Raw genomic sequence first — 20,401 nt, forward strand, 5'->3', positions numbered from 1 at the left:
GTCGGCTACTTCTGGTCTGCGGCAAGCTGCGCATTGACGTCCTTCTCGGCTGAGGCGAGGAGGGAGTCGATGTCGGCGTCGCGCTTGGTGAGCACGGCCTGGACCACCGGATCGAGCGCGGTGTACAGCTTCTGCGCCTGGTACGGCGGCTCCGGCTTCAGCTCCAGGGTCGCGAGCCCGTCGATGTACGGCTTGAAGTGCTCCAGCTTCACGTTCACGTACGGCTTGATCGCGGCGTTGATCTCGGTCTGCCGCTTCTGGTCGAAGACCGGCAGGGTCGGTACGCCCACCGCGGACTTCGGGTCGGCAGAGAGCGCCTTGGCCTGGGCGGCGGCGATCTCGGTGCTGTACTGCGGCTTGGCGTAGGCGAAGGTCAGCCACTCGACGGCCGCTGCCGCGTGCTTCTTGTCGGCGGACTTCGGAACCATGTAGATGTCGCCACCGGTGAGGGTCGCGTCGCCGCCGGACTGCGGCATCGGGGCGGCCCCGAAGGCGTCGGTGTTCTCCATGCCGAACTGCATCTTCGCCAGCCGGTACGTCCCCGGGCTGCCCATGAACATGCCGACCTGTCCGGCCGCGAACTGCTTGATCACATCGTTCTGGTTGACCAGCAGCGTCCTGCCGAGCGAGTCGTCCTTCCAGCGCATGTCCTTCAGCAGCCGCAGCGCCTTCCTCGTCGGCTCCCCGGTGAGCGTGGCGGTGTACTTGCCGCCCTCCTGCTTCTGCAGCTCGCCGCCGAACGCGTACGAGAGCATGGTCAGCTGCCAGCCGCCCTGGTTGTCCTTGGACTCGTGGACGAAGCCCGCCCTGCCGGTCCTCTCGCTGATCTGCTCGGCGGCCGTACGGACCTCCTCCCAGGTGGCCGGCGGCTTGTCGGGGTCGAGGCCGGCCTGCTCGAACAGCTCACGGTTGTAGACCAGGCCCTGGGCGTACGGGTTCTGCGGTACGCCGTAGACGTCGCCGCCGTCGTCGGTGAGCTGCTGGAGCACCTGCGGGTTGAACTCCTTGAAGTGCTGCCACTCCTTGAGCTGCCCGGTGATCGACTGGACCTGCTTCTGCTGGATGAGGCGCTGCGGCTCGGTCAGCGGCACCTTGATGACGTCCTCGACGCTGCCGCCGGAGAGCTTGGCGGAGAAGGTCAGCGGGTCGAAGACCGTGGTGGAGCCCTTGACCTTGATGCCGGGGTGCGCCTTCTCGAAGTCGGCGACCTGCTTCTTGAAGAGGGCGAGGCCCGGCTTGTCGGTGGCCGGGGGCATCCCCTGCACACGGAGGACGAGATCGCCGGAGGTGCCGGCGCTGGTCGGAGTGAGGGAGGAACAGCCCGCGACGGTCACGGTCAGGGCCATGGAGCCACAAATGGCTGCGTAGCGGAAGTTTCTGGGCATGACGGCTCCAAGAAGGGCAGGGGTGAGCTCGGTGCGGCGCTTTCTTCGCTATGGATCAGTGGGTGGGCGCGGGGCCCGTCGAAGCACGGGGGATCAGGCGGGAGCCGATCTCCACGATGGGGGACGTGGCATCAAGTTCCTTTGTGCTACGTCCCGTTGAGTTGGCGACCGTCTCGATCAGGAGGTCTCCCGCACGGGTGGCGATCTCCTCGGGGTCGATCCTGATCGTGGTGAGGCTGGGGGTGGAGACGGAGGCGAGCAGGGTGTCGTCGATGCCGATGACGCTCACGTCGCGGGGCACGCTCATGCCGAGGTTGGCCATCTGGTGCAGCACGCCGAGGGCAACCAGGTCATTGTGGGCGATCACGGCGGTGGCGTCGTGAGCGGCGACCAGGGTGGCGGCGTGCACACCCGTCTCGAACCTCGGCTCGTACGGGCCTAGTTCGTGCAGGGAGAGGTCGAGCGCCTCGAAGGACTCCTGGATGGACTTGCCGCGGCTCAGCTCGGCGCGGGAGGCGTTGACGAAGACGCAGCGCCGGTGACCGTACGCCTTCAGCAGCTCGGCGGCCTGGGCGATCCCGGCGGAGAGCGAGATGCGGACCTCGGGGATGCCGGGGACGTGGCGGTTCACCACCACCAGCGGCATCCGGCCCGCGAGTTCATGGAGGCGCTCCTCGGTGAGGGTGGAGGCCCACAGGATCAGGCCGTCGACCCGCTTGGACACGGCCGCGATGACGGCCAGTTCGTCTGCCTCGCGTTCGTCGCTGTCGGCGACCAGGACCGTGTAGCCCAGACGGCGGGCGCGGGCCTGCATCGCCTTGATGATCGGCGGGAAGAACGGGTTGGCGATGTCCGGGACGATCAGACCGAGGGTTCCGGTGGAGCCGCCGCGCAGCGAACGCGCCGCCGGATTGGCGGAGTAGCCCAGTTCGGCCGCGGCGTCGAGGATGCGCTGCCGGGTCGCCGGCTGCACCTGGTCGGGCGCGGTGAACGCACGGGACACCGTCGAGACGGAGACACCGGCGGCACTCGCCACCTCCCGGATCGTGACTGCCACGGACGGCCTCCTCGTCGTCTGGATACTGCGAACGTGGTTGATGCTTGCGAACGTTCCCGGGAAGCGTCAAGACGTGCGACACGACTTGTTCATCGACGAAATCCCGCTCACTGCAAGGGTCTTGCGCTGGGGCTCGACTGCCCCCAATGATGCGTTCTCGAGAATGATGCTGCGTTGCGGGAACGTTTTCACAGAGGAGTGGAATGAAGGTCACCGGCCTGGAAGTGCTGACTCTCCCCGACCACGGCGACAGCATGATGCTGGTGGTGGTCGACACCGACGAGGGCATCCACGGTCTGGGCGAGGTCGGCATCAGATCGCGGCAGCGGGCGGTCGCGGGGGGCCTGGAGCATCTCGCGGAACTGATCGTCGGCGAGGATCCGCGGCGGATCGAGCATCTGTGGCAGGTGATGTTCCGGCGGGGCTTCTTTCCCGCCGACCGCTTCCTCGGTGCCGCCATCGCGGCGGTCGACGTGGCCCTGTGGGACATCCGCGGCAAGGCGCTCGGCGTACCGGTCCATGAACTTCTCGGCGGCCGGGTACGTGATCACGTACCGGCCTATGTGCACGTCGGCGACGGCTACCACGACCGCGAGTGGTTCCTGGACCGCTGCCGCGAGTTGGTCGCCGAGGGCTGGCGCCATCTGCGGTTCGCCGCGCCGCACGACGCGGACGACACCCTCGATGCCCGCCGTTGCCTGCGGGACTCGGTGGAACTCTTCCACCGGGTGCGGGACGCGGTCGGCCACGAGGTGGAGCTGATCCTCGATGTCCACACGCGCCTGGATCCGCCGGAGGCGCTGACGCTGTGCCGGGAGATCGAGGCGGCCCGCCCGTACTTCGTCGAGGACCCGTTGCGCTGCGAGAACCCGGACAGCTATCGGATGTTGCGGGCGCGTACCGGCGTACCGCTGGCGGCAGGCGAACAGTACGGCTCCAAATGGGAGTTCAGGACGTTGATCGAGGGCGACCTGATCGACTACGCGCGCGTGGACATCGGGGTGGCCGCGGGCCTGACCGAGGCGAAGAAGATCGCGGCGATGGCGGAGACCCATCACATCAAGCTGGCCACCCACAATCCGCTCGGGCCGGTGACCGCCGCCTCGTCGCTCCAGCTCAATCTGGCGTGCCCGAATGTGGCGATCCAGGAGCATCAGACCGATCCGGATCCGGAGATCGCCGCACTGTTCACCGCGCGGCCGACGATCGTTCCGGGGCGGGTGGAGGTGAGCGAACTCCCGGGTATCGGCGTCGACATCGACCGGGAGGCCGCACGCCGCTACCAGGCCACCGCGGCCGAGCGGCCTCATCTGCGCGCGGCGGACGGGGCGTTCACCAACTGGTGACCTGCCGTGTCCGGACATCGAGTACGCAATCCCACTCCAGGAAGTGAGGCGAGTTCCATGGTGTCGTTCACCGCAGCCACGAGGAGACCGGCCCGGCTGGGCCTTGCCGGTCTGGCGATCATGGGCGTACTGGTCGGCGCGACAGCGACGCCGGCCAGCAGCCTGGACGGCGGGCAGCTCCAGGCGACGGCCCTGTCGTCACGGCCCGGCACGGTGTCGGGCGACGACGCCCTGATACGCGTCGAGGTGCCCGCGTCGACACCGGCCGGCACGATACGGGTCGAGGTGGGCGGCCGGGATGTGACCTCGGCCTTCCTGCCCTCCGGCGACAACGCGCTGACAGGCCTGGTCAAGGACCTGTCCCCTGGTGACAACCTCCTCACGGCGAGCGCCCCGGGAACGGAATCCGGGCAACTGACCCTGAAGAACCACCCGGTCACCGGCCCGATCTTCTCCGGACCGCACGAGCAGCCGTTCGTCTGCGACACCGCAGAGTTCAAGACGATCACCGGCGTCACCCTCGGGCCGCCGCTCGACCAGGACTGCTCGATCAAGACCCGCGTCGACTACCTGTACCGCACCACGGCCGGCACATTCGTCCCCCTGCCCGACCCGGCCGTACGCCCCGCCGACCTCGCGACCGCCACGACGAGTACCGGCGAGAAGGTCCCGTACATCGTCCGCGTCGAGACCGGCACCATCAACCGCGCCATCTACGAGACGGCCGTACTGCACGATCCGCAGTCCCCCGACCCCGACCCGCTGCGGCGCGGTCCGGGCTGGAACGGGCGCCTGGTGTACGGCTTCGGCGGGGGCTGTTCGGGCGGCTGGTACGTCCAGGGCCGCAACACCGTCGGCATCATGAACGACGCGTATCTGAGCAAGGGGTACGGCGTCGCCTCGTCCTCCCTCAACGTCTTCGGCAACAACTGCAACGACGTCCTGGCCGCCGAGACCATGAGCATGGTCAAGGAACACTTCGTGGAGACGTACGGCGAACCGGCCTTCACCATCGGCAACGGCTGCTCCGGCGGCTCGTACCAGACCCATCAGATCGCCGACAACTACCCGGGGCTGCTCGACGGCATCCTCTCCGGCTGCAGCTTTCCCGACGTCGGCTTCGGGACGATCCAGACACTCAGCGACGCACAGCTCCTGAACCACTACTTCACTCAGGTCGCGCCCGACGCGTTCTCCCAGGAGCAGCAGCGGGCGGTCTCCGGGTTCGGGAAGTGGGAGAGCATCGGCAGCCTGGCCAGGGCGGCCGGACGGATCGACCCGACGGTGTACTGCCCGGCCCAGCTGCCCGCGGCACAGCGTTACGACCCGGCGACCAACCCGGGCGGTGCGCGCTGTGACGTCTACAGCCACACCGTGAACGTGTACGGCAAGGACCCGGAGACCGGGAAGGCGCGCAGGCCGCTGGACAACACGGGGATCCAGTACGGGCTCCAGGCCCTGAACGACGGAACCATCGACATGGACCAGTTCATCGACCTGAACCGGCGCATCGGCGGACTCGACTCCGACGCCAAGCCAGTCGCTTCGCGTACCGCCGCCGATCTCGCGGCGGTGCGGCTGGCCTATCGCACGGGCCGTCTGCTCAACGGCGGTGGCGGGCTCGCGAACGTGCCGATCATCGACTATCGCGACTACGTGGACGACGCGGCGACCGGTGACATGCACATGCGTTTCCACTCGTTCTCCACCCGGGCACGGCTGGACAAGGCCAACGGCACCCACGCCAACCACATCATGCTGACCCGCTCCAGCGGGCACGGGTTCACGCTCGCCGGGATGGTGTCCGACATGGACCGGTGGCTGACCGCGGTCAAGGGGGACGCGGGGGACGGCGCCCCCATCGACAAGATCGTCCGGAATCGGCCGACGGGGCTCACGGATGCCTGCTGGACGCGTGGCATCGGCGCGCAGAAGATCGAGGAGCCGCAGGTGGAGGGCATCGGCAATACGGCGTGCAACACGCTCTACCCGGTGTGGACCTCGCCTCGGATGGTCGCCGGGGCCGATGTGGCCAACGACATCGTGAAGTGCCGTAAGCGGCCCGTGACCCCTGAGGACTATCAAGTGCCGCTGACTGACGGACAGTTGAGCGCGCTGAAGGTGATCTTCCCGTACGGCGTCTGCGACTGGTCCGTTCCCGGGGCGGGGCAGCAGGGACTTGCCGGGACATGGCTCTCCTTCGGCCCGGGCTGACCGGAACCGACAGGGGCAGGCCCTGACGCACCGGGCGCGGACCGCTTCCCCGCGCTCCTGCAGCCGGCGGTGCGCACATTCGCCGGGCGCCGTCGGCTGCACAGGTTCCTCCAAGCCGCGGACCGCCTCTCTCTGGCGGCGCACTGCCGCGACGTGGTGCGGACCCTTCCACGGTGGCCTTACAGATGCCCGCCCTTACGCCGACCAGCTCGGCATGCGCATGCACCACAACCAAGGACACGAGGAAACGGATCGCTATCCGCCGGCTGCTGATCGGGGCCGTGATCGATTGTGCTGACTGGGCTGCCCTGCGTCGGCAGGGGAGTCTTCGAGTTCGGAACCTGACCGACCTCGGCATCATCGGTCTGTCCGCCGAGGACCGCGCCGACCTGCTGGCCACGAAGTCCGTCCACGACTCCAAGGGCGTCCGCGCGCTGCAGGAGTTCGGTCCGCTGCGTCGGATCACGCTCTCCGGCACCGGTGAGCCGGCCGCGGCCCGTTCCTGGACGGTCAACGAGTACGACGCCGGCTGCCCGCCCCTGTTTCTCGTCTCATGCCTTCCCATGATGCCCGGCGCGTCGGCCCGAGGCTCAGCACCGAGCACGGGGCGGCCGATGCAGGGCGCCATGGGCGCCCACAAGAGCCGAAGCTTCACTGGGACAAGTCCGCCTCCCGGCGCGGCCGTGACGTCCCGAGGCGTAGGCGATCCTCCGAGCGGATCACCGAGGAAGCTGTACCAGGCGGCGATGAAGCGCGGCATGGAGGGCCGCTCAAGCAAGGCGAAGCAGCAGCTCACGGCCGACTACAGCAACTGAACTCGTTTTGGCCCGAGGCCTCCCCCACCGGTCAGGGGGCGCCGCGTGCCGCTAGGTGGAGGCCGGGCCCCGGTCCGTGCCGAGGGGGAGGCGCACCGCGGGGCGTGCGTCCGCGTCTTTCAAGGCAGTGACCCCCGGCCCTTTCTTCTGCTGACGCCGGCGCCGACGCATAGGCCCGTGCCCTGCGTCGGCCGGGTGCGGCGTCAGAAAGCCAGCACGATCGCGTAGACGAGGAAGAAGAGCGCCACGAGGATCGCGACGGTGAGGATGATCACGAGCGGCCCCTTGGACCAGCCACGTTTGAGCGGGCGGTACGGTCCGGCGCCGGAGGCAGTGCTCGCCTCGGCTGGAGGGGTCTCGCCGGGCGGCACCGAGCCGCCGGGTTCCAGGCCGGGAGTATTGCGGGGATCAGGATCCGGATTGTTGGTACTCATGTCCTGGCGGATCCCCACTCCCAGGCAGAGCATGCCCGACCGGGAGGGTCGGCTACCCGGCGGTGCTTCCCGGCCTCGTCGACCGATGGTGGGTGTGTGTCGGTTGGTCATCAGCCCGATCGCTGAACATGAGCGACCTCCTCCGGAACAATCATGGTGGGTTGGGGAGGTCGCTGCCCGCGAAGGTCTGGTCTGGGGTGTCGGAGAAGGCCTGAATGCCGAGCTCACGCCAGGAGAACGCGCCCGCCTCGATCGCGTCGGCCAAATCCCGGCTGTGGAAGTCCGGGTCAGGCCCTTAGCGATCTGCGCCTCCTCCCAGACGGCGAGTCCACGCCCCGCTTCGGCAGACGCCACAGGGCCGGTCACATCTCGCGTCGCTCGCCTTGTGGCTGCGCAACAGCGCCGTGTGACGCTTACAGGGCAAGGGGCGAAGGAGGATTCCTCAATCGCGTCGCATGGGCCACGCTTGCCGGACTCTGTCCAGCCGGGCGCGATGGTCTTCGAGCCAGCCGTCAGCCAACTCAATGGTGACATGGACGGTCGCCAGGGACATCGAGCGGTCGGCAACCGAAACCGTGGCGCGTTCGAGACCCTCTTCGAGGTCTATGCGCAGTTCAGTTGCTCTCTTGTTCTCCCTCCAGGCGATGCTCTCCCCACAGGCCAGAGCGCTGAGAGCCGCCTCCCAGTCCATGAGGTCCTGGGGGAAGATCCAAGTCTTGAGGCTTCCCTTGACGAAGCGGGTTCCGACACTGATCTCGCCGACCAGGATGTCAGGGTCCTGTTGAGATGTGCCGATTTCTTGCCCTGTCACGCGAACAACAACGCTGTTGCCCTCGACGCCCGCCAAGTGGATCAAGTCGATCGGGCCTTGCGCTTCCATGCCAACTCCCGCTCCTCGGGTTCACGACCATGGAAATCTACTGGGACCCTGCGGGGGACGGAGAGCAGCCTGACCATTTCCACGAAGCGGGCTCGACGGCGTAAGGATAGGCGTCTGCCTGCGGCCGGAAATTCGGTTCGCGGCGTGGCCTTCCTCTACGGAGGCGGCCACACGCAGTAGCTGGCCCATGAGTCTGGCCATCGAGGGTAGAGGCAGCTCATGATTGCCATCGGAGATCTTGCGGCTGAGGCCAGGGCAGAGCTGTTCCTCATCCTGGCCGGCGTGTTCGTGGTAGTGCTGTTGATCGGCGCCGTCTGGTACGGCAGCAAGCGCGTCGCGCGACGCAGAGCCGCAGCGCAGCCGAGTGAGCAGAACCCCGCCGCACAGCGGCGCGCGGGATCGTGGGAAACGCCCCAGAATGATCAGGGCGGTGAAGGACCCCGCCCATAGAGACGGTCCCCCTCCTCGTCCGGCTTGTGTCGGCCGCAGATGATTGGGCCGCCGGAACCGCGCTGCCGCTCGCGTAGCCGCAGGGCATCGACGGTCTTTGAGAATCCATGGCCCACGGGAGCAACGGTTACAAGCATCACCTCTCTGACCTGGGATTTCTTGCAAGGTCGTCTACGTTGGCCTGCTCTCCCGCACGTTGGCCGGCGCTTCCATGGTCTTTCCCTGCCTGCTCCCAGAGTGGACACGGCTTGCTCTGTCCGTGAGGGAGCGTCGCCGTGCGTGCGAGCGGACGCGGCGGCGATCGCGTCGGTTCGGGTGACGAAGACGGGCCGAGGGAACGGCCATCCTGCTCAGGGGTGCCGCGCGACGGCCACGCAGACCCTCTTCGCATTCTCCCAGCTCGGACCGAACCGCACCTTCGGCCTGCGGGCCTCGATCTGATCGGCCCCGGCTATCGCGGCGGTAACCCGAGTGCGACTGTCCGTTCAGCCGCTATCGGCGGGTCTGTTGGTGCCGTTTCGGGCGAGCTGGTAGTGGTCTGAAGGCGTGCGGTGGTCATTCCGGGCCGGTGCCCTTGGCGAGCGGAGTGATCCACGCTCCGTAGCGTAAAGGTGCGAAAGGTGACGGATCGTGTCAGCGTGATGGCACGATCCGTCACGCGTCACAAAGGAGTCGCCGTCATGGGCGGTATGCAGGACAAGCGCCAGACGCCGGGCAAGGGCCGCGAGGAGCAGAAGCGTGCCCACCGCCCGGACCAGGACCCGGTCCATCCCGGAGCCAGCCGGGAGCGGGCCGAGGGCAAGGGCCCTGAGGACCTCGAGCGGCGCCGCGAGGAGATGAGCGGCGAGCGCCGCGGCGACGAGACGCGCGACGAGTAGTTCTGACTCGTCGAGTCCGTACCGACCCCACACATACGCAGGACCCGGCCGGGCCCGTAGTCACCCCGGCCGGGTCCTGTCACGCGACGCCACCGTCTACGGACATCGAACAGCGCTCGATGTGAACGTTCCGCTGAACCGGCGGAAGGAAAGAACTCATGCTCATCAGCCACTTCGTCGAACGCGGCGTCCTGCACCTGGCGCTCCAGCCTTCACGGCCGGAACCCGCATAAGACGTCCGTCACCGGAGCGGGCCGCCCCGCCCCGCCACCGCCGCCCACGCGGGGACCGGTGTCCAGTTCCACCCGGTCGACGATCACGTCGTGACCGCAGTACGCATCCTCGCTGCGGTCCGGTCAAGGGCGCATCGTGTCAGCCGCGCGGGGCGGTCCTGCGCTTGCTCGGGAGACTCACCACAGGCACGGTCCTGCCGGCCCGCCTGACGCGCCACTGCTGCCATGGTCAGTCCACGCGTGGCAGCAACGGTCCCAGCGGGCCGAGGTCGAGGTTGAGGTCCGCGAGCGTGTATCCGTGCTCGGCGCAGAGGTCGGCCAGGGCATCGTGCAGGGCCATCAGGGTGGCGCCCAACTCCTCTTCCTGGTCGTCGGTGAGGTCGCCTGCGTCGACACGCCGCAGAGCCTGGCGCTCGATGAGCTGGCGAAGGAGCTCCACGAGAGTCAGGACGAGCTTCAGGAGGTCTTCCTCCACCGACTCGCTGTCGGTGCGGATCCTGCGTGCGGGGCGTCGGGGTTCGTCGGCCGGTGTGGGCGGCGTTTGGATGAGGCGAAATGCGTCGCTCAAGGAGGTGCCGACATCCCCCAGGGCCCCGGAGGTCTCCGGGGAGCTGTGCCGCTCCCCGCTTGCTGGGCTCACCCCGTTCATGCCCGTCCCCGGTCGACGGGCCGCCACGGCTCCGTCTCGGAGTCGACGGACACGATCAGGGCACGGAGCGAGATGCGGACGAGGTCGATGTCAGCGATCGAGAGCATGATGTCGCCGGAGAGAACCACGCCCCCGCTGAGCAACCTGTCGAGCAGGTCGACCAGCGCGATCTGGCGTCCGGGCAGCGGTTCGGTGGACCGGGCGACGGTCATGGCGCTCCCCCGCTCCGGCTGCCCGACTCATTCGCCTCATCTGACTCATCCGGCCGGGGCGGCGTGGGTACAGGCGGTGCCGACGGCGGGGACGGTTGTGGTGTGGCCATGGCGAAGGAGTACGGGGCCCACGGCCCGGTGACCTCGACGCGTACCCCTTCCGGACCTTGGCCTTCGTCTACGCCGTAGATCTCCCGCGTCACCGCGGTGAGCGCCGCCCGGAACGCCTCGGCCCGGTCGTCCGGGACAAGGTAGGCGTCGTTGAGGACGTTCTCCTCGGGGCCCGCCAAGGCGCCACGCTGCGCGGGGTGGCGCACACGATGAGTACTGAACTCAGAGGCGAGGGCCTCGACGCGCTCGGCGACCTGTTGGGCACGCTGGTACCGGCTCTCCTGGACGCTGTGCTGGGCCCGACGCTGCCGCAGGTACGCCTTGCCCGGACTGAGGACGGAGCCGTCGTCGGAGCGGTCGTCAACGCTGCCGTCCTCCGGGGGTCCGGCAGGGGGGACGTACAGCTTGACGCCGAACTCGCTATGGCCGCTGAGCAGGGCGATCCGTGCGGCGAAGGCATCGCGTTGCGCGACGAGGGCACGGCGGGCGCGCTCGTCGTTCTGGTACACGGTCGCCAGCCGGAACGGGAGAACGGTGTCGTGGCGGGCGATCGCCTGGACGACCTCGTGATGGGCTCGGGCGATGCCTTCCAGCCACTCCAGGTCCTCGAAGCGATCCTTCAGCGTCCGTTCGTCGAACTCGTTGGCCGCGACCCGGCTGATGACGAACACCACGGCGGGTGGAACGGCCTGGCCGGGTGCACCTGGTGCGCCTTCGCCCAGGAGGAGCACGGGCGCCTCCGACACGCCACGGACGTCCGAGAGGCATGCGCGCACCCGGCGCGTGTCCGGAGCCGCGGCGTAGACGTAGATGAGGCCTTCTCGACCGTTCATTTCGTGCGCCCTCGAGGTTCTTCCGGTGCCGCCCTGTTTCCGGGCTCCTCAGGCGGTTCCCCGGTTTCCTGCTCCCCGCGCCGCAGCTCCTCGAGTTCCGCGCGGAGGCGCCGGTTCTCCTCCAGCTCCGCGCGGAGGCGGCGGTTCTCCTCCGCGAGAGCGGCGCCACTGCGCCCCGACGACAGGGAGGGGTCGTGCTCCCACCAGTCGATGCCCATTTCCTTCGCCTTGTCGACGGAAGCGACCAGGATCCGCAGTTTGATCGTCAACAGCTCGATGTCGAGCAGGTTGATGCGTATGTCCCCGGCGATGACGATTCCTTTGTCGAGGACGCGTTCGAGGATGTCCGCGAGGTTCGCGGAGGAACTCGGCCCGTAGGGCATCGGCGCTGCCCGGGAGGGGACGGGCCCGAAGCGGTCGGGCAGGGGGTCAGACACGGCGGCGTCCTCGGAATCCGGTCATGGCAGTTGCCGCCGGTGAACGGTGATCTCCGTCAGCCGATCGAGCAGCTCATCCTCGCGTCGGTCGAATGTCTCCTGGTCGATCTCCCCTCGTACGAGCCGCTCCTCCAGGGCCGCGAGCTCCCGCCAGACCGGAGCAGGGTCGTAGTACTCCTCCTCCGCACGCTCCGCCACCCTTTCCGCGACCCAGACGACGCCGCGCACCGGGGCGAGGGGGAGCGTCAGCAGGTACGAAACCAGACCCATGCCCGTCGCCCTCCTTCCAGTCGGCCGTCACCGCACGAAGCTGTACGGCGGCAGGGGGCCACTCAGCCGGAACGCGACAGCGGCCTGATCGTCGAGCTGCCGGGCGAGCTCCGCCTGCGCCGTGAGGAACTCCTTCTTCCGGTCCTCGGCGACCAACAGCGAGAAGTTGAGGAAGTCGTCGCCCGAGGCCTGCCGGACGTTGTGTTCGCGGGCGAACGGCAGCAGCGCATCGATCAGTCCCGCCGCCAGGGCGTCCTGCCGCTCCCGTACTTGCGTGGCGACGATCTGACCGAGAGCCAGCGGGAGCTGGGGGTCCGGGTCCCCGGCGCGCATGCGCTCGTTGAGCTCATGCGCTTCCGGCGATTCCCGAAGAATCTGACGCAGGAGCTCGTCCTCGGCCACGGTCGCTCGTACGTGGTACTCGGCGCAGCCTTTGAGGCGCTCCAGGTCGGCCAGATACCTGTCGGCGTCCCTCAGGAGCACCTGCCGGACCGTCGACTCGTCGGGGGCGGTGTAGCCGAACTGCAGAGGCAGAAGGGGGCCGCTCCCCATGAGACGTTCCTGTACATCCTGGTGGATCAGCAGGTCACGTCGCTTGGGCCGGATCTCCTCAGAGATGTCGCTGACCACCGCACGGATGGGTCCGGACTCCAGGGCGCGCACGGGGGCCGGCTCCGAGCCGACGCCGGTCATGTCTTCGATCGTGAGCGGATGACTCGTCGCGACGATCGCGTAGACGTAGAGGGCCATGAGTCACTCCTTCTCCCGCCGCGCCGATCGTCGGGCAGCGGGCCGGCGGCGCCGGGGAGCGGGCTCCTCCTCCGGTTCCTCCGCCTCCGGTTCCTCCGCCTCCTCTTCTTCCGGTTCCTCATCGTCGCCACGGGACCTGCCGGTGAGGGACTCGGTCACGGCGTCGATCGCCCCACTGATGGCTCCCTGGGACTTTCCGTGGGCTCCGTCTTCCACCATGTTTCCGACGACTTCGGGAAGCTGAGCCGGAGCCTTGCGACCGGCTTCGAGATCGAGTCTGTTGCACGCTTCCGCGAAGCGGAGGTACGTGTCCACACTGGCGACCACGATCCGGGCATCGATCTTGATGATCTCGATGCCGACCAGGGAGACGCGGACGAAGATATCGATCACCAGACCGCGGTCCAGTATCAATTCGAGGACGTCGTACAGGCTGCTCGTCGAACCCCCGCCCCTGCTGATGGCACTGCCGCTCTGCGGCACCATGGTCATGGCGCCTCCCTTCACGGCCGGGCTCGTCTCAGATCGGCCGATCGATCATTCCGCGGTTGTAGCGGCGAGTTCGCTCGAAGGAGATCAACGCGCCTCCCTCGTCCAGCATGACGTGGTAACTGCCCAGCACGCTCGTCGTGTCGGGAATGCGCTCCAGCTCCACGACCTCCACCTGTGCTTCCCACCCCGAGTCGGTGGGTTTGAGTGAGGAGACGGACTCGGGCATTCTGCCGAGCAGCTTGGCCAGTTGATCGATCGCCGAACTCATCGCTTCTCCTGCGTCCACGACTTTCCGACGCCGTGACGCAGGCGTCCGCCGAGCGGGCGTCCGCGGCTCCCGGCCGTCGTCGGCGGCGGCGCGAGAGGCTGCCCGTCGGGGGCGAGCCGGATCTGCTGAGGCCATGCCGGCCCTTCCAGGAGATGTACGGCCAGTAAAGGCTAGAGTTTCATGGTATATGGGTACACGCCATTCCCGGGAGATGCAGACTCGTTCCCGCCGCCCGAAGGGGCGTCCCTCTGTGGGTGAGCAAGCTGATGCGCGACGCGCGGCGTTCCCTACGCCGCAGCGATTCGGTACGCGGGACGACGAGGCCGCTGGCACCCGGTGAAGGGACAGAGGTCATGCAGGACGCGACCAAGATCGCCCTTGCGGCCGCCGTGGCCGGCGGGTACGTACTGGGTCGGACGAAGAAGGGTCGCCTCGCATTCACCGTGGCGACCTATCTCGCGGGCCGGCGCTTCGGCCTCGAACCGGGGCAGCTCGTGTCCCAGGGGCTGACCAAGCTCAAGGACATACCTCAGGTGGCAGAGATCGGTGATCAGCTGAGGGGCGAGGCGATGGACGCCGGTCGTCAGGCACTGACAGCGGCGGCGAACCGGAAGCTGGCCGACTTTGCCGACTCACTCCACGAGCGGACGCTGGCGATAGGCAGTGGCAGAGAGGACGGACGGTACGAGGACGAGGAGGAAAGGGGCGGCGAAGGCGAGGAGGAGGCCGAGCGGGACGACGAGGACTACGAAGACGAAGAGGCGTGGGAGGAGGAAGAGGAGCCTGACGAGAAGGAGCAGGCCGAGGAAGCAGAACCCACGTCGGACGAGCCACGCTCGCGCCGGACTTCACGTCCGCCATCCCGTTCTCGGACCAGGGAAACCGCGGAGTCCCGTCCCCGCAAGGCGTCCCAGGGTCGCAGCACAAGAGCGCCGGCGAAGAAGACCGCGACGACGACGTCAGCAAGGAAGTCCGCCGCATCCAAGAAGACAGCCGGTTCCAAGGAGTCCGCCCCGCCGGCAAGGAAGACGACTGCCGGCAAGTCGAGCTCGCAGACAGCCGCCACGAAGAAGTCGGCGGCAGGGAAGTCCCCGGCCAAGGAGACCGCGGCGGAGAAGCGGACGTCGAGCCGGGCACCCGCGAAGAAGACCGCACCGTCGAAGAAGACCGCACCCGCGAAGAAGGCCGCACCGGCAAAGAAGAGCGCCTCCGCGCGGAAGACGACAGCTCGTAAGACGACAGCCAAGAAGACCACGGCGCGAACGAGCCCGGCACGCAAGCCGACGGCTAAGAAGAGAGCGACCCGCAAGCCGTCGACTCGGAGGTAGGCCGTGGCACGCGAAGAGCGCACCCAAGCCAACGAGTCGAGATCCGGACTTGACCGGCTGCTCGAAGAAGTCGGCGACTTCCTCACCGCCCAGACGGGCCAACTGGCCGAGAAGGCCACGGACAAGCTCGAGGACGTCACTGACCAGCTTGACGACGTGGCCGAGAACGGCGGCAAGCTCACGGACATCGGTGGGTGCTCCGCTACGCAGGGTCTACGACCATTGGACCCAGTACGAGGACTTCAGCGGGTTCACGAGAGGCGTCCGCGACGTCTCGCAGGCGGACGAGACCACCAGCGACTGAAAGGTCAAGGTGGCATTCTCGACACGAAGTTGGAAGGCGACGGTCCAGGAACAGGTGCCGGACGACCACATCGTCTGGAGCTCAGAGGGTGCCAAGGGCTCGACCCGCGGCTGCGTCAACTTTCCACGACCTGGGCCCGTCCCTCACTCGCATCCTGGTCACCGTCGAGTACTACCCGTCCGGCCTGTTCGAAAAGACGGGCAACATCTGGCGTGCCCAGGGCCGCCGTCTCAGGCTCGATCTGAAGCACTTCCGCCGCTACGTCACCCTCACCGACGACGATCCGGAAGGCTGGCGGGGCGAGATCCGCGACGGCGAAGTGGTCCGCTCGCACGAAGACGCGCTCGAGGAGGAAGAACAGGAGGCGAGCGAATACGGCGAGGAGGAAGAGCCCGAGGAGGGCGATGAGGCGTACGACGAACCCGGAGAAGGGGACGACGAGGCTACGAGGAAGGCTACGCCGAGAGCGACGAGGATGCGGACGAGGTCGACGACGAGAACGAGGACGAGGCGTACGAGACCACCGGTTCTCGCCGCCGCGGACGATGAGCCTCACCCCGCAGCGAAAGGAGCGGCCCATCGGGCCACTCCTTTCTCGGGCCGGCAGCGCCCCTCCAGCGGTCAGTGCTTCAGCGCGTCCTTCGCCTTCTCCGCTGCCTGCTTGGCGTCGGCCGCCGCCTGCTCGGCACGCCCCTTCATCTCCAGACTCTCGTTTCCGACGGTCTTTCCTGTGGTCTCCTTGACCTTGCCCTTGGCGCTTTTCGCCATGTTCTTGGCCTTCTTGCCTCCGGCCATGGTCAGTCACCTTCCCGCAGGTCCCCTGTGCCACCCGCCCTGTGACGGGTGTCCTACGCCGCGACTACCCCTGACGTTCAGGCGTATACGTGGGTCAGCGCTTGAAGAGGTCCTTGCCCTTCTCCTTCGCCTCCCGCGCCTTGCCCCGGACACCCAGAGCGACGCCCTTGGCCGCCGTGGTCTCCTTGCCCCGTGAGTGGCCGGATTTCCGCATGGCCTTTCCGGCGATCTGCTCGGCCTTGGCCTTGGCCTTCTCCTTCGCGCTCATGGCGGTCCCTTCTCGGATGCTCATTGCACCGCCTACCCACCCTCAAGACAGGCAAGCGGAGACTCCCGCCTCGGCGGGAAGAGAGTGCCCTGACCGGCCGGAGAGACGCGCCGAAGGGCAGCGAAAATCCATACGCTCGACACATGACCGAGAGCGAGATCCGACTCAAGGCCGTCGCCGCGCTCACGGCCCTGCGTGGTGGCGTCGGAGGGGACTACGCCTCCGATCTGCTCGGCGACGTGGTTCCCACCCAGTTCCTCGTTCCGGACACCGGCGACGCGGCGGAGGTCGGTGCGGCGGTACTGAACCAGCCGGCGGCCCCACTGAGCGCCCTCGTCAACGGCTTCGTACTCGCCTTCGAGGCGGTGGCCGACGCGTATGACCGGTCGGAACCCGGTGCGCCCGCGGAGGAGATCCTCCAGGCGCTCGCGCTGTACGGCGGTCGTCGAGTGGATTCGTGCTCGTCTCGCCACCTCGGCACGAGGTCGAGCTGCACGCGAGCAGCTCGCCGCAGACGCGGCTGACCCGGCTGCCCGTGCCGACGCAGGGTCTTCCGCCCCGATCCGAAGCTGCCGGACGCACGCGCTTGGCGCTCTCGCCGCGCCTCTGCGCGCTCTCGTTGATGTGCTCGTGCTGTCGTTCTCGCTTCAGGGTGGAACCGCAAGGGTCTTCGCCCGCGCCAGCCGCTCCCTGAAGGAGGCGATGCGGGTACTCGCTCGCGTTGTGTTCATCGTGCTGTCCCAAACGGAACAAGATGGTCCGCCTGCACTCCGGCTACGACCGCGAGAGCGTCGACCGGCTCCGCCGCACGCAGGTAAGCACGCTGCCGCGGGGGAAGCCTCCCGTCACAAGACCGCGACAGCACAGTGGGGGCTTTGTCAGGTGGGGATCTGAGGCCCCCGCGCCCCGTTGGAACGCCGGCGTGGAACTGCTCATGACCCTCCAGGGCCTGATCAAGGACGTCCCCACCTGTGACCTGACGGTCTTCGCCCGAGCCGTGCCGACCTCCTCCTTCAGCCGCAGGCCGGAGGGACAGCGGTGGATGGAGACCGGAGCGATCAGCGCGGCCGTCGAGGATGCGGCGAGGACGACGATGGCGACGTACAGTCCGCGGTCCACGCCTCCCAGATCCTCGAAGCGACCGGTGAAGGCCTGGCTCAGTAGGAACGCGAACAGGATCTGTACACCGCTGAGCGACGCGCGTCTCCTGAAGGATCTCCTGCCATCGTCTGTTGACCCGCTCCCGGGCCGCTCAACAGGTCCGCCCTGTGGGGGTGTGGCCCCCGGCCGGCTGGTGGCGGGACCGTCAGTCGCCAGGGCGGCGCGGGAGAAGCTCCTGGGCCTTCGCCTTCAGTCCCTGGAGGACGAGGTGGGCCCGGTGTCCGTCTCCGTGGGTCAGGGAGGCGAGCGTCCCCTCGATCTGCTCCCAGGTGGAATGCGGCGGGATGGGGGGGCACCGCCGGGTCCGTACGGAAGTCCAGGACCGTGGGGCCGTCCGCCGCAAGGGCCTCTCGCCAAGCGTCCTCGACGCCCTCCGGATCGGTGACCCGGATGCCGTCCATCCCGAGCGACCGGGCGAACTCCGCGTACCGCACGTCGGGAAGGGACTGCGAGGCTTCGAACGGTGGAGTTCCTCCGAACGCTCGCTGCTCCCAACTGACCTGGTTCAGGTCGTGGTTGTTCCAGACGGCGACGACGAGCCGGGGATCGGTCCACTCGTCCGCGTACTTGGCCACGGTCACCAGTTCCGCGACTCCGTTCATCTGCATGGCGCCATCGCCCACGAGCGCGATCGCCGGCCGGTCAGGGTGGGCGAACTTGGCGCCGATCGCGTACGGGACACCACTGCCCATCGAGGCGAGCGTGCCCGACAGGGAGCCTCGCATGGTGCCCCGCATCGTGAGATGGCGGGCGTACCAGGTCGCGACGGAGCCCGCGTCCGACGTGATCATCGCGTCGTCGGGGAGCAGCGGGTCGAGCACGTGCGCGACGTACTCGGGGTTGACGGGATCCGCCGACAGTGCGGCACGACGCTCCATGACAGTCCGCCAGCGGGTTGCACCCGCTTCCACGGTCCGCTGCCAGTCCCGGTCCGGCTTGGGGGTGAGAATCGGCAGGAGACGGCGCAGGGTGGTCGCTGCGTCACCGACGAGGTTGACGTCGTAGGGGTAGCGCAACCCCACCATGTGCGGGTCGATGTCGATCTGCACGGCGCGAGCCTGCCCGTACGGGGGAAGGAACTCCGAGTAGGGGAAGCTCGATCCGACCGTGAGGAGCGTGTCGCAGTCCCGCATGAGTTCGTACGACGGGCGGGTTCCGAGCAGTCCGATCGGGCCCGTCACGAAGGCGAGTCCGTCGCTGATGACGTCCAGCCCGAGCAGGGCTTCGCCACCCCCGCGCCGAGGATCCGCGCCGCTTCCTCGACTTCGGGTGCGGCGCCTGCCGCACCCTGCCCGCCGAGCATCGCCACGCGCTCGCCCTGGTTGAGGAGGTCGGCCGCGCGGGCGAGGGAGGCGTCGTCGGGCACCGGGGCCCAGCCGCCGGCGTCAAGGCTGGAGGGGATCATTTTGTGGGCGTGCTCCGGAGGCGAGTACGGCAGTTCCTGAACGTCGGCGGGAATGATCAGCGCGGTAGGGGCCCGGCGGGCGTAGGCGGTGCGCAGGGCCCGGTCGAGGACGTTGGGCAGCTGTTCGGGGACGGTGACCGTCTCCAGGAACGCGCTGGCCACGTCCTTGAAGAGCGTGTGGAGATCCACTTCCTGCTGGTAGGAACCGCCCATGGCGCTGCGATCGGTCTGCCCGACCACTGCGACCACCGGTACGTGGTCGAGTTTCGCGTCGTACACGCCGTTGAGGAGGTGGATCGCACCGGGCCCCGCGGTGGCGACGCAGACGCCGACATGGCCGGAGAACTTGGCGTAGCCGACCGCTTCGAAGGCCGCCATCTCCTCGTGCCGGGCCTGCACGAAGCGGGGGTCGTCGCCGGCCCGTTCCCAGGCCGCGAGCAGCCCACCGATCCCGTCCCCCGGGTAGCCGAAGACGTGACTGACGCCCCAGGCGCCGAGCCTGTCGAGCAGGTGGTCACCTACGGTCTTCCTGGTCATGACCTGCGCCTCCGGTCCATGGGGAATGCCGACCTCGCGCGCGGAAAGGTGCTCCTTGCGGGGCATGGCGGCTCCGCGGGTGCGACTGCCCTCGGGGGGCTCGCGGAAACATGGACGGCGTCGGTTCCGAGGCCTGGGACAGCTTGGAGAACCTGCGCGACATAGTGCGCAGGTGAGGCCGCCGGTCAGCGGGCAAGTCCACTGAACGAATGGGAACACCGAGACGGACGTCATGGTCGACGATGCGGACGGTCGGTCTAGCCGGCCGTGCCTCGCCGGGGCACCGATGGCCGGTACGGGTGTCGCCGCCCTGCGGAATCAGCAGGTCGGGCTCCGGGGGCCGGGAGAGGAAGCGGCCGGGATCGAATCGGTAGGGATCGGGCCAGTGAGCTGGGTCGTGGTTCTGGCCGTACACGTCCAGGGAGCATCAGCGTGCCTTCGGCGATGTGCTCCCCGCGCCACTCCAGGTCGCGGGCGGCCAGGCCGCCGACGAAGCGTACGAAGGGATGGAAGCGTCGCACCTCGTGGGCGAAGGCCGTCGCGTACCCGGTGGGGTCGTCGTCGTTCTCGACCCGCCGGAGTCTGTCCCGCACGTGACGCGGGCCAGGGGTGGCGAACCCGTCGACCATGGCGACGCAGTCCCTCGACAGGCTCCGCACCTGGGGTCGTCGAGCGGCAGCCCCGACCAGTCCCGGACGGCCCGTGCCAGGACGTGCGCCGCCCTGTCGAAGAGCACGACCTCGCGCCCGGGCCCTCCAACGTCGGTCGGAGCGAAGCCGTCCTGCCAAACGGCCTCGACGTGCCATACGAGCGCGGTCACGGCCGCCGGTCCGGTGAGCCGGTCGACGAAGAGCGCCTTGCGCACGCGGTGCGCCCCGCCGTCCAGCGT

At 68.3% G+C, this 20,401-nt stretch carries 21 protein-coding genes and 4 pseudogenes; 8 read left to right on the plus strand and 17 right to left on the minus strand.

Annotation, left to right across the window (positions count from 1 at the left end):
* Nucleotides 1-5: 5 nt before the first annotated feature.
* Together ACIBG6_RS07385 and ACIBG6_RS07390 are read right to left on the minus strand one after the other, a co-directional pair.
* Nucleotides 6-1,346 (minus strand): ABC transporter substrate-binding protein, encoded by a 1,341-nt coding sequence (locus ACIBG6_RS07385; protein WP_399221596.1) that lies wholly within the window; start codon nt 1,344-1,346, stop codon nt 6-8.
* A 94-nt stretch (nt 1,347-1,440) separates the two neighbouring features.
* Nucleotides 1,441-2,442, minus strand: a complete 1,002-nt coding sequence (locus tag ACIBG6_RS07390; protein ID WP_399221598.1) for a LacI family DNA-binding transcriptional regulator — start codon at nt 2,440-2,442, stop codon at nt 1,441-1,443.
* A gap of 203 nt (nt 2,443-2,645) precedes the next feature.
* On the opposite strand from ACIBG6_RS07390, the gene ACIBG6_RS07395 reads away from it, so the two are divergent.
* The 3 genes from ACIBG6_RS07395 (at nt 2,646) to ACIBG6_RS07405 (ending at nt 6,817) form a co-directional block, all read left to right on the plus strand.
* On the plus strand, nt 2,646-3,788 hold the full coding sequence (locus ACIBG6_RS07395; RefSeq protein WP_399221599.1) for a mandelate racemase/muconate lactonizing enzyme family protein: 1,143 nt from the start codon (nt 2,646-2,648) through the stop codon (nt 3,786-3,788).
* A gap of 57 nt (nt 3,789-3,845) precedes the next feature.
* Nucleotides 3,846-6,002: a DUF6351 family protein gene (locus ACIBG6_RS07400; RefSeq protein WP_399221600.1), complete on the plus strand. Its 2,157-nt coding sequence runs from the start codon at nt 3,846-3,848 to the stop codon at nt 6,000-6,002.
* Nucleotides 6,003-6,175: 173 nt separating this feature from the next.
* A complete protein-coding gene (locus ACIBG6_RS07405) occupies nt 6,176-6,817 on the plus strand; it encodes a hypothetical protein (protein ID WP_399221601.1) in 642 nt (213 codons plus the stop codon).
* A 203-nt stretch (nt 6,818-7,020) separates the two neighbouring features.
* Here the strand turns inward: ACIBG6_RS07405 and ACIBG6_RS07410 are convergent, their stop codons facing one another.
* The 3 genes and pseudogenes from ACIBG6_RS07410 to ACIBG6_RS07420 all read right to left on the minus strand — a co-directional run bounded on the left by ACIBG6_RS07410 (nt 7,021) and on the right by ACIBG6_RS07420 (nt 8,131).
* Nucleotides 7,021-7,251 carry a DUF6480 family protein gene (locus tag ACIBG6_RS07410; RefSeq protein WP_399221602.1) on the minus strand — a complete coding sequence of 77 codons (231 nt, stop codon included), beginning with the start codon at nt 7,249-7,251 and terminating at the stop codon, nt 7,021-7,023.
* A gap of 113 nt (nt 7,252-7,364) precedes the next feature.
* Nucleotides 7,365-7,595 (minus strand): annotated as a pseudogene (locus ACIBG6_RS07415) (catalase); the annotation flags it as partial.
* Nucleotides 7,596-7,693: 98 nt separating this feature from the next.
* Nucleotides 7,694-8,131: a DUF5959 family protein gene (locus tag ACIBG6_RS07420; protein ID WP_399221603.1), complete on the minus strand. Its 438-nt coding sequence runs from the start codon at nt 8,129-8,131 to the stop codon at nt 7,694-7,696.
* Between the two features lie 219 nt (nt 8,132-8,350).
* Here ACIBG6_RS07420 and ACIBG6_RS07425 point away from each other — a divergent pair, with 219 nt between their 5' ends.
* Both ACIBG6_RS07425 and ACIBG6_RS07430 read left to right on the plus strand, forming a co-directional pair.
* Nucleotides 8,351-8,581: a DUF6479 family protein gene (locus ACIBG6_RS07425; RefSeq protein ID WP_399221604.1), complete on the plus strand. Its 231-nt coding sequence runs from the start codon at nt 8,351-8,353 to the stop codon at nt 8,579-8,581.
* A 680-nt stretch (nt 8,582-9,261) separates the two neighbouring features.
* Nucleotides 9,262-9,459 (plus strand): hypothetical protein, encoded by a 198-nt coding sequence (locus tag ACIBG6_RS07430; RefSeq protein ID WP_399221605.1) that lies wholly within the window; start codon nt 9,262-9,264, stop codon nt 9,457-9,459.
* A 462-nt stretch (nt 9,460-9,921) separates the two neighbouring features.
* On the opposite strand, the gene ACIBG6_RS07435 is transcribed toward ACIBG6_RS07430, so the two are convergent.
* The 8 genes from ACIBG6_RS07435 to ACIBG6_RS07470 all read right to left on the minus strand — a co-directional run bounded on the left by ACIBG6_RS07435 (nt 9,922) and on the right by ACIBG6_RS07470 (nt 13,849).
* Nucleotides 9,922-10,341: a gas vesicle protein K gene (locus tag ACIBG6_RS07435; protein ID WP_399221606.1), complete on the minus strand. Its 420-nt coding sequence runs from the start codon at nt 10,339-10,341 to the stop codon at nt 9,922-9,924.
* Complete coding sequence (locus tag ACIBG6_RS07440) at nt 10,338-10,553, minus strand: gas vesicle protein (RefSeq protein WP_399221608.1); 216 nt, start codon at nt 10,551-10,553, stop codon at nt 10,338-10,340. Before ACIBG6_RS07440 ends, ACIBG6_RS07435 begins: the two co-directional genes overlap by 4 nt.
* Complete coding sequence (locus ACIBG6_RS07445; protein WP_399221610.1) at nt 10,550-11,497, minus strand: GvpL/GvpF family gas vesicle protein; 948 nt, start codon at nt 11,495-11,497, stop codon at nt 10,550-10,552. The genes ACIBG6_RS07440 and ACIBG6_RS07445 overlap by 4 nt, the downstream gene beginning before the upstream one ends.
* Complete coding sequence (gene gvpJ / locus ACIBG6_RS07450) at nt 11,494-11,880, minus strand: gas vesicle protein GvpJ (protein ID WP_399221954.1); 387 nt, start codon at nt 11,878-11,880, stop codon at nt 11,494-11,496. Before gvpJ ends, ACIBG6_RS07445 begins: the two co-directional genes overlap by 4 nt.
* Before the next feature lie 75 nt (nt 11,881-11,955).
* Entirely contained in the window at nt 11,956-12,204 is a 249-nt protein-coding gene (locus ACIBG6_RS07455) for a gas vesicle protein GvpG (RefSeq protein ID WP_399221611.1), read from the minus strand.
* 27 nt (nt 12,205-12,231) lie between these two features.
* On the minus strand, nt 12,232-12,954 hold the full coding sequence (locus ACIBG6_RS07460) for a GvpL/GvpF family gas vesicle protein (protein ID WP_399221612.1): 723 nt from the start codon (nt 12,952-12,954) through the stop codon (nt 12,232-12,234).
* A 3-nt stretch (nt 12,955-12,957) separates the two neighbouring features.
* Entirely contained in the window at nt 12,958-13,446 is a 489-nt protein-coding gene (locus ACIBG6_RS07465; RefSeq protein ID WP_399221613.1) for a gas vesicle structural protein GvpA, read from the minus strand.
* Nucleotides 13,447-13,474: 28 nt separating this feature from the next.
* Nucleotides 13,475-13,849, minus strand: a complete 375-nt coding sequence (locus tag ACIBG6_RS07470; RefSeq protein WP_399221614.1) for a gas vesicle protein — start codon at nt 13,847-13,849, stop codon at nt 13,475-13,477.
* Between the two features lie 218 nt (nt 13,850-14,067).
* Here ACIBG6_RS07470 and ACIBG6_RS07475 point away from each other — a divergent pair, with 218 nt between their 5' ends.
* Together ACIBG6_RS07475 and ACIBG6_RS07480 are read left to right on the plus strand one after the other, a co-directional pair.
* Nucleotides 14,068-15,042 (plus strand): histone protein, encoded by a 975-nt coding sequence (locus ACIBG6_RS07475; RefSeq protein WP_399221615.1) that lies wholly within the window; start codon nt 14,068-14,070, stop codon nt 15,040-15,042.
* Nucleotides 15,043-15,045: 3 nt separating this feature from the next.
* A pseudogene (locus ACIBG6_RS07480) lies at nt 15,046-15,895 on the plus strand (SRPBCC family protein).
* Between the two features lie 72 nt (nt 15,896-15,967).
* On the opposite strand, the gene ACIBG6_RS07485 reads toward ACIBG6_RS07480, so the two are convergent.
* Both ACIBG6_RS07485 and ACIBG6_RS07490 read right to left on the minus strand, forming a co-directional pair.
* The gene (locus ACIBG6_RS07485; RefSeq protein ID WP_399221616.1) at nt 15,968-16,141 is read right to left on the minus strand and encodes a CsbD family protein; all 174 of its coding nucleotides are present in this window, start codon (nt 16,139-16,141) and stop codon (nt 15,968-15,970) included.
* Nucleotides 16,142-16,235: 94 nt separating this feature from the next.
* A complete protein-coding gene (locus tag ACIBG6_RS07490) occupies nt 16,236-16,409 on the minus strand; it encodes a hypothetical protein (RefSeq protein WP_399221617.1) in 174 nt (57 codons plus the stop codon).
* 143 nt (nt 16,410-16,552) lie between these two features.
* Between ACIBG6_RS07490 and ACIBG6_RS07495 the strand changes: the two genes are divergently transcribed.
* On the plus strand, nt 16,553-16,933 hold the full coding sequence (locus ACIBG6_RS07495; RefSeq protein WP_399221618.1) for a hypothetical protein: 381 nt from the start codon (nt 16,553-16,555) through the stop codon (nt 16,931-16,933).
* 460 nt (nt 16,934-17,393) lie between these two features.
* Here ACIBG6_RS07495 and ACIBG6_RS07500 read toward each other — a convergent pair.
* Both ACIBG6_RS07500 and ACIBG6_RS07505 read right to left on the minus strand, forming a co-directional pair.
* A pseudogene (locus ACIBG6_RS07500) lies at nt 17,394-17,658 on the minus strand (DUF6328 family protein); the annotation flags it as partial.
* Nucleotides 17,659-17,715: 57 nt separating this feature from the next.
* A pseudogene (locus tag ACIBG6_RS07505) lies at nt 17,716-19,512 on the minus strand (thiamine pyrophosphate-requiring protein).
* Between the last annotated feature and the right edge of the window lie 889 nt (nt 19,513-20,401).

Origin of the sequence: Streptomyces sp. NPDC050842 (assembly GCF_044456565.1) — a bacterium.
In the GTDB taxonomy this organism is placed as follows: domain Bacteria; phylum Actinomycetota; class Actinomycetes; order Streptomycetales; family Streptomycetaceae; genus Streptomyces.